Origin of the sequence: Prevotella sp. 885 (assembly GCF_002265625.1) — a bacterium.
In the GTDB taxonomy this organism is placed as follows: Bacteria; Bacteroidota; Bacteroidia; order Bacteroidales; family Bacteroidaceae; genus Prevotella.
On record NZ_NOVE01000048.1, the window covers coordinates 17,977 to 27,187 of the forward strand.

The 9,211-nt window shown below is 40.1% G+C and carries 4 protein-coding genes; all 4 read right to left on the reverse strand.

The window, feature by feature from the left end:
- Positions 1–26: 26 nt before the first annotated feature.
- The 4 genes from CHL74_RS12200 to CHL74_RS12215 all read right to left on the reverse strand — a co-directional run bounded on the left by CHL74_RS12200 (position 27) and on the right by CHL74_RS12215 (position 8,973).
- Positions 27–4,481: an ATP-binding protein gene (locus CHL74_RS12200; RefSeq protein ID WP_141241322.1), complete on the reverse strand. Its 4,455-nt coding sequence runs from the start codon at positions 4,479–4,481 to the stop codon at positions 27–29.
- A gap of 281 nt (positions 4,482–4,762) precedes the next feature.
- The gene (locus CHL74_RS12205; protein WP_094881471.1) at positions 4,763–5,971 is read right to left on the reverse strand and encodes a GDP-L-fucose synthase family protein; all 1,209 of its coding nucleotides are present in this window, start codon (positions 5,969–5,971) and stop codon (positions 4,763–4,765) included.
- Positions 5,972–5,983: 12 nt separating this feature from the next.
- A complete protein-coding gene (gmd, locus tag CHL74_RS12210) occupies positions 5,984–7,096 on the reverse strand; it encodes a GDP-mannose 4,6-dehydratase (protein WP_094881473.1) in 1,113 nt (370 codons plus the stop codon).
- A gap of 128 nt (positions 7,097–7,224) precedes the next feature.
- Positions 7,225–8,973, reverse strand: coding sequence for a hypothetical protein (locus tag CHL74_RS12215; protein ID WP_094881474.1), 1,749 nt, complete (start codon positions 8,971–8,973; stop codon positions 7,225–7,227).
- Positions 8,974–9,211: the final 238 nt, after the last annotated feature.

A 9,211-nucleotide genomic window follows, 5' to 3' on the forward strand; every position in this document is an offset into this window, starting at 1 on the left:
GTCTTTCTAATATTAAGATAAGCATATTAAATGTTTCGCAATAAGTCAGAAGCTTGAGAAGATTCATGCTGCTTCATGAACAACAAAATTGTTTTAACCCGTTGTTTCAATTGCTTATCTTTATAGATATTGTTCTCATAATCTGCAAAAATCCTTCTCATAAATCCTTCCAGATTGAATATCAAAGTCTTCATTACGCTACGTTCACCTGTATATACATCCTTATCTTCTATAACAGAAGAAATTGTAGGCACGATATTTAATGCATATTCGCTTGCTATAGTATCGAAGACCTTAACCACGGAATTCAATACAGACGGATTATCACCAACATCATTTAAAACTCTTTGGAAAAAGCTGATGTCTTTCTCCTTAAAGTCAAACCACTTTTCCTCATATTTGACATTGGTTGAAAGATCAAGCAAGTAATATTGAATAATTTCAGACCTATCTCTCTTCGTAATCCTCTTAATTATACTTTCATAAAGAGAATACCATACTATCCAAAACTTTTCATAAGAGCCATAATGTAGACATTTAAAAATGAAATAACGAATTAACGGCTCATACCTATTATCTTTTGATATATATCTGCAGAAGAACGAGAGCATTTGAGGAATCTTATCCTCATTAGCATTGATAATGATGTCCGAAACCAGATCTGCATCATCAAACCTCTCTTGAGAATACGAAACATGATTTCTATTTGTTTTAGGCATCCATTCTGATGACATTATTTCCATACACTTAACCGTCAAGTCCATGTGTGACGTGTCATTCGCCAAGATACAAAGCGTAGCTCTTGCCCTGTCTATTTCTGTTGCATCTTGAGAAATCGGAGTTTCTACGATTTCTTGCAGACATGATTCCATAAACGATGTATGATGTTTCCACATTTCGTTCTTAACCATCATGTATCTCATCGTATCACATGGCCTTGTATTGCCGTATTTATATGTGCTTCTTATAAATGCCAAACATATCTTTCTAAGTTCAATTTCATTCTCCTTATCGCTGAAACGCAGAAGTGAAGGAATTGCATTGAGACATACCTCCAACTCAGTGAACGTTTTCTCCAAAAAGGGTCCCATATCCTTCAGTACAGTGAACAAGCGTTGCTTACATTCATTCAGTTCCATAGCATCCAGCTTGTCAGAGAACTTCATAAGCAGAATGCCACTTCCCATACAAGGTAGAAACTCGTCACCTGCGAGCCTATGGATAGCTGTATCCTCAGAACCTAATAGTTTCTCAATATATCTTATTTCGTCCAATACGGCTTTTGGATTATCGTCAAAGGGCGATTTTGAAGATACATCATGACATTCGGAATATTGATTTTCAATCCATTTCCTCAGATTCACACATCTTGTCATCTGCCTATTTTCCTCATCTATTTTCAGGCTCTCTTTCTTTTGTTCAGGAGTTAAGTTAGGAGTAACCTTTATTGCTTTCACCCCATCCTTTAAGCTTACCTCTTCCTTTATCAATGACCGATAGTCAATTCTGGCCACCATATAGTCCTCATATCTCTTCTTTGCTTGCGGGATTAATGCTACCTGATTTTTAATTACGTCTACGCAAGCATATAATTTCAGCAACCTCTCCTTATCTTGCGGCTTTTCAGAAGCATCATAACAAACCAGAAGTCTTTGTAACCAACTTTCCAGATGATATTGCCTATGTTTCAATTCGTTGGAAGCCTTACGTTCTTTTACAATATATTCACGTCCAATACCCTCAACAGCCCATATTTTAGCAGACAACTCATGAGTACAACGAGTCAAGTCATACGAAAGGAAACGGTAATCCTGATAAAAAACCAACAATATATCAAAGTATTCGTCAGAATGCGCCAAAGCTATACTTGCCACAACTGCCCATAACGAAATTGATTTCGACTCATTTAGAATCTTCGTCAGAATCTTTGAAACATATTCTTTGTTTTTATTGTCATCGCATAGTTCAAGCAAGAACTTCTCCAATGCCATATGTACACACTCCAATACGTGCGGTGCAGGAAAACCGGACGTACCTCTATACATATTCCACAATACTTGCGAAGCAATTATTTCTTTATAAGTGCCATTTGGTAATAGAACCCTTATTTTCTCTATGTTATCTCCTTCCGTCCTTCTTTCCTTATAAACATCCACACATTTATCAACGAATTTGATGATAAAATCTATTGTATTCTGTAGTTCAGGACTGATACTATATTCAGTCATCAGCATAGGATAGACAGGTGTTTGGAAAGCACTGCTTGGGAAATATCCTTCTATTCCTAACCCTTCATCAAGTCCATAATAGTACTCGCTGTACTGGTACGAATAGTCATAAAAAACCCTATGCTTATTTTCTTCCGGACGCTCCTCCCAAAACAATTGCAGAAGTTCAGGAAGAACATCATGGCATTGTATACATAAAGGAAAGACATCATAAATGTTAGCTTTCCTGACCACATATTCCATTAACAGAAAATACGGGGCATCATAATCAACCCATTTGTTACGGACTACATCACTTATGATTTGCGTCAGTTCATCTTTCAAGAAAGCAGAATACTGACAAACCAAAGAGCACCATTCCTCCGGTTTCTGTATGTATAATGTAGAACCTTTCCTTGATGCATAAACCTCCTCTTTGAATATCCTCAATGACAGGATAGCCGCCTGCCGTTTTTCGTTAGGACCGGCATCCCCGATGCCTAAAAATCCAAGTAAAACTTGGTATATAATATAGGTGTTATTCAGTAAGTATTCGTCTTGATTTCTATACATAAAATCAATCACGCTACTCCACCCACCACCAACCGGAATAAATCTTGGATATTGCCTACCCTTATATGTTATGTGTTCTTTTATCTCTTTGCAAGACACATAAAGTTCCTTAGCAAACTGATTGAACCAATAATAATTGTCATGTTTTAATTGAGCGTCAAACCTTTCAAAGAACGTACGCGACTTGTCCTTGCTCATGGCTATAACATAGAATACAGGAGACACCCAAAAATAATCCAATTCATTTGCAAATATCGCTTTACAGAAAGAATCCAATCGTATCGCCCCATCATCTGTCTTTTCTTGCAAACAATGTAAAAAAGCATTCTGATAATCCACAGTATGTGGTAAATAGTTCAGCTCCTTTACCTGTCCCGTTATAATCTGCTCCATCACATACTCCAACGCCCAATCCGAATAAAGATCATGCTTAAACGTATAGCCTTTATGCATTACCTCAGTCAGCACATCCTCTTCCATGAGCAAATAGGCAGCATCCTTATCCTTTATGTCAGAATAGCCAACATAATATTTCGGATACATTTGTAATTGCCGGGCTAAGTCGACCAAACAATCCTCCCTTTTCTGTTGCACACCTCCCCTTACATTACCTCTCACTTTTATCTTCCAAACCCTTTCCCTGAAAGAAGAGCAATCCATCTGAGTATTAGAACCTAATTCCACATATCTTGCGAGGTAGAATGGTAAGCATAACTGGACAAGAAGCTTATTGTCATGAGGAAGCACAATTGAGTAATTCTCAGCAAACGAAACAAGTTCGGTCTTTGAGATTGGCAGAACTTCCATAATAACCGTATGGAGACCATAATCTTGACTGATAACTTCAAGAAAATCTTTCCGGCAATTAGCTTTGCACGTAAAAACAAGCGTCCAACCCTCTTTACGAAGTTTGTCAAATAACAGAAAAGGAACCGAACTGCCAGTGTATTCAAGAAGTTTTTCAGCTGAATCTACATATATTATCTTGGTTTTAAACTCCCGATAATAATCACAGAATTCCTTAAATGAATAATTCTGCCCCAAAGCAAACAAGTCGTTTATCCTGCTCGTATCCAATTGTCTACCATCCAATACAAAAAACACGGTATCTATGTTTTCTTTTGCTTGTGCATAGTAATTCTTGACAATTGCGCTTTTCCCCGATCCACTCTCTCCTATAATAACGATGTTCTGCTTGTTACAGATATGTTCATTTATCTTCTTCACATAGTCCTTTCTGTCAATAGTGAAGACATTGTCGCCATAGACTATCTCACCGTTAATACGAGCAAACTTTGCATCATTGCTTTCTTCTACGTCATGAGGCAAGTCTTGAATATGAGATTTAAGATTAAAGAAGATGTCATACGCCAATGGATGTTCTTTTACAGCATCAAGAATGTTGTCGCCAAACATCCATTCTATCTTTAAGCCATTATTCTCTGCCGCATCCTGAATAGACTGTTGCTTTCTAGTAATGTGACTTCCTTTAGGAATGCCAAATTCCTTATTTGTATAAATGATTATCTTTGTCTGATTGGGATTCCATTCTTTGGCCTTTTCTATTGAATGGATAATATTGTTTGCATCTATTTCATTCTCAAAATATTTTGCTTGAAATCCGATAATCTCACCATCTCGTTCAATGACATCAGTTTCATTTCCCGGATGGTTCTTATAATAAGGCAATGCAAATGGCACGTTATATGTCTTGCGAAACAAAAAAACGCGCTAAGTCCTCAAATGCATTTGTCAAATTCTTTGAGTTCTTTCCTATGAACTCATTCCAACTTGTACTATACATATGATATTGTCTTAAAATAAAATTCAGATTTAACAACCACTAATCACTACTAAATAATAACTAAAAAAATCTGCGGGAGACATTTGTAGTGAGTAGTGATTAATTGATATAGGCGAACGGGAAAGGTGAAGCCCTACTACCCACTAATCAATAATCACTACTCACTACCCATTACTCACTAGTCTTTCAGGCTCTGCTGATACCACTCATAGAGTTTCTCTACGCCGTCTTCGATTTCCACTTTGTGTGTCCATCCGAGGCTGTGGAGTTTGTCCACGCTGATGAGCTTTCTTGGGGTGCCGTCGGGTTTGCTGGCGTCAAACTCCACCGTGCCCTCGAAGCCTACTGTCTTTACCACGAGCTCTGAGAGCTGGCGGATAGTCAGCTCCTTACCGGTGCCGACGTTGATGTGGCAGTTGCGGATCTCGCCGAGAGACGGGATGGCTCCACCTCTGCCCTCTGAGTTGTTTCTGTCCACAGCGCCGTCCACCTTCGCACCATAGAATACTGAGGAGTATTTCTCGATGCCGATGATGTCCTTGAAGTCTACGTTCAGGAGAACGTGGACGCTGGCGTCTGCCATGTCCTCGCTCCAAAGGAACTCACGAAGCGGAGTGCCAGTTCCCCAAAGCACCACCTTGTTGTCGTAGATACCGTAGAACTCCAATGCTTTCAGGATGCGCTCATGCGAGTTGCTGCCGTCCACATTGCCCTCGCCGATGATGGCGCGGAGCTTGTCATCGGGATTGATAGGACGCTTGTTCATGTCCACCTCAATGCTGTGCCAGTCGCCGTCATGGATGAGCTTGGCGAGATAAATCTTGCGCATCATCGCCGGCATTACGTGACTGTTCTCCAAGTGGAAGTTGTCGTTAGGACCATAAAGGTTTGTCGGCATCACGGCTATATAGTTAGTACCATACTGAAGGTTATAGCTCTCGCACATCTTCAGACCCGCAATCTTTGCGATGGCATACTCCTCATTGGTATATTCCAGAGGCGAAGTCAGGAGCACGTCCTCCTTCATTGGCTGGGGAGCATCCTTGGGATAGATGCAGGTGGAACCGAGGAAGAGCAGCTTCTTCACGCCATGCGAATAAGCATTGCTGATGACGTTACACTGCATCTTCATATTCTGCATGATAAAGTCAGCACGATAGAGCGAGTTAGCCATAATGCCACCCACGAAAGCAGCAGCCAGAACCACAGCATCAGGACGCTCTTCATCGAAGAACTTCTCCACGGCATACTGGTCAGTAAGGTCAAGCTCCTTATGCGAACGACCCACCAGATTGTTATACCCTCTCTTCTTAAGGTTATTCCATATAGCAGAACCCACCAGTCCATGGTGTCCCGCTATATAAATCTTTGAATCAGTTTTCAACATACTACTTAACGATTACTTAACGATACCTTTTTCGAGATATTCTGCAAGATTGCAGCGAACCTTCATGCCGGCATCCTCGGCAGCTACCTTTGCCATGTCACTCTCCACCATAATCTTCACGAGATCCTCGAAGCTTGTGGTGTTAGGATTCCATCCGAGCTTTGCCTTAGCCTTCGTCGGGTCACCCCAGAGATTCACCACGTCGGTGGGGCGATAGAAGTCGGGCGATACCTCCACGAGCGTCTTGCCGATGAGTTCCTCAGGACCCTCAACGCAGACACCCTTCTCGTTCTCGTCCTTGCCTTCCCACTTCAGCTCGATGCCGACATAGTGGAAAGCCAGCCGAGCGAACTCACGAACCGAGTGCTGTTTGCCGGTGGCAATTACGAAGTCCTCCGGCTTCTCAGCCTGAAGGATGAGCCACATACACTCCACGTAGTCCTTAGCGTAGCCCCAGTCACGGAGCGAGTCAAGATTGCCGAGATACAGCTTGTCCTGCTTGCCCTGCTTGATGCGAGCTGCAGCAAGCGTAATCTTACGAGTCACGAAAGTCTCGCCACGGCGCTCACTCTCATGGTTAAAAAGGATACCAGAGCAGCAGAACATGTCATAAGCCTCACGATACTCCTTCACAATCCAGAAGCCGTACTGCTTAGCAACAGCGTAGGGAGAATAAGGATGGAACGGAGTGTTCTCGTTCTGCGGAACCTCCTCCACCTTGCCGTAAAGCTCCGAGGTGGAAGCCTGATACATACGGCAAGTCTGGGCCAGTCCACACTGGCGGATTGCCTCAAGGATGCGGAGCACACCGGTGGCATCCACATCAGCAGTAAACTCAGGAGAGTCGAAGCTAACCTGCACATGACTCTGAGCAGCAAGGTTATACACCTCAGTAGGCTTCACCTTGTTCATCACCTGAATGATACTCATCGAGTCACCAAGATCGGCATAGTGAAGATGGAAGTTTGGGCGACCTTCCAAATGAGCGATGCGCTCACGATAATCAACGGACGAACGACGGATAGTTCCGTGCACGTCATAACCTTTCTCCAACAACAGCTCAGCCAAATAAGAGCCATCCTGTCCAGTAATGCCCGTAATAAGGGCAACATTTCTTTTTACCATAGATAACTGTGTGTTTTGTTAAAATTAAACTTAATTTTGAAGATTGATTATTTAGTTTGATTAGCTCGTTCTATGTTGTTTGTATCCTTACTTTAGATACTAAAATTGCATTCATACCGTAGATAATATCAAATCGCAAAATGCGAATGGATTGCTTCATCATAGCGTTTTAAATACTTATCAACGATTTGTGTAGATAAGTCATCAAGATGAGAGCATCTACTATAAATATTTTTCAATTGCATATTCCGTAGTTGCTCTATATCATCAACAGTATCAACTATAGCTGTAGACAGATTCTCTATATTTTTATCGCTTGTATCATCTGTTTGACAAGTCGTTAGCTTCATAGGCTTTATCTGCTTTAACAATTGTCTGCAAGACATATAAGGCTTGTTTTGAGCCAAACATTGATAAACGACAATAAGGCACAACATCTGCTGACTCTCTCTCTCATCAAGTTGTTTAATCTCAATGACGTCAACATAATCATCAAAAACTTGGTGAAACAAGCTTTGCAATTTTTTCATCGTACCCTGTGCCTCCAACAATAATATCGTCATTCTTTGTTTATCATTGATAAAGCCTTGTGAAGGTAGATAGCACTGCCTGAAAAATACAATCAAAGAAGAAGAATAATGTAAATACAATGAGTTCAATTCCTTCAAATTATCTTTTGAACTTTTACCATCATCCTTCTCTTCTTTGCGTTTTTCATAACCTAATCCGAATCTATTTATCTCAGATGCCGGCAACTCTATGTTAACATTTAAAATCTTATCACATACATTTTTACAAGCCAGATCCATTTTGACATTGTGCGCCTTGTCAACTCTGTGAATCTCATCTATACCCTGCCAATATTCTTTTATAACATCAGCAAATAACTTTCGAAAAGATATCAACTGATCACAATAAGCCTTTCTGGAAGGAAGTACATAGCTCTTCTCATAAAGGTGCATCATCATTATGCGCGGCTCTTTCATCTCTTCAAGCGGTAGGTTTATCCTACTTATATGCTTTTCAAAAGACAAATCTAATTCTTTTAAAATATCATCTTTTATAATTTCTGAATGATATACATCTAAATTTGGAAAGGCTTTTCTCAGCAAATCAATATGACGCATATTAATGCGATTCATAATATCGCCATCTTCTTTCCCATATTGTTCCCCCGCAGTGAAATAATCTAAGAAAGTGAGACAGTTGACTTCATTATTACAAATATCAAACTCCAAGATATTGTTTTGGATTCGAAATTGCTTAACAAAGTTTTCTTCCAAGTGATTATAAGTTGTAGAATCGTAACCAGCCAGTTTCAGACCAAGAAGTACATCTGCCATCTCATCCAAATCATCAGGAATTTTAGCCTCTATTCTAAAGTCAGAGATGTCAGGCTTGTAAGATAGCTGCAAATTACATATTGTTAAGAATTTTGCCAGCCAACAATAGTCACGCCACTTTCTAGGCTTCTCCAAGGAAATAGAACTATTAAGCCATCTACATAAATAAGTAAAGACTTCAGTCTGCGAAGTAAATCTTTTCCTTATATCATTCATGGTAATACCTATATGTATTCCTAACAATTCATCTACAGACTCATCAAGTTCTATTTCCGTAAAGTTAACAGGCACAAAGTACTGCCAACAGATAGGTGCTGTATGCCTTAACCAATCAAATGCAGCCTGATTATTCTCAATATAAAGCTTGACTCCACACCACACCAAAGTCTTTGCCACTATATACGCTTGCATAGAGTTTACCTTCTTCCCATCCAATTTCCTTAAAAGAGAATCTGGCATATATTTACCCTCATCTAAAAGGGTCATTAGAAACAAAGGACTAGTGTTTTCATTTATATGCTCGAACAATTCCATACCAATCTCCCATAACCCTTTTCTATCATTCCTAAATATCTCTTCAACAATGATATGAGTTCTAATGGGGTGAACATCAGAAAAATCTTCACCATTAAATTCAAAGAATTCGGCTCATCCGATAAAGTCCGTGGCATCCCTACCCAAATATCAACGATACACGATAGAAAAAGAACGGTATGTCCCTAACTCCACGCAGTTGGCCTCTAAATGCCTTAAGCTTGGAGTTGAGTGATTC

Bases quoted from the DNA above. Each gene is read 5' to 3' on its own strand.
- gmd (WP_094881473.1), bottom strand. From the start codon at position 7,096: ATGGTAAAAAGAAATGTTGCCCTTATTACGGGCATTACTGGACAGGAT.
- CHL74_RS12205 (WP_094881471.1), bottom strand. From the start codon at position 5,971: ATGTTGAAAACTGATTCAAAGATTTATATAGCGGGACACCATGGACTG.
- CHL74_RS12215 (WP_094881474.1), bottom strand. From the start codon at position 8,973: ATGGAATTGTTCGAGCATATAAATGAAAACACTAGTCCTTTGTTTCTA.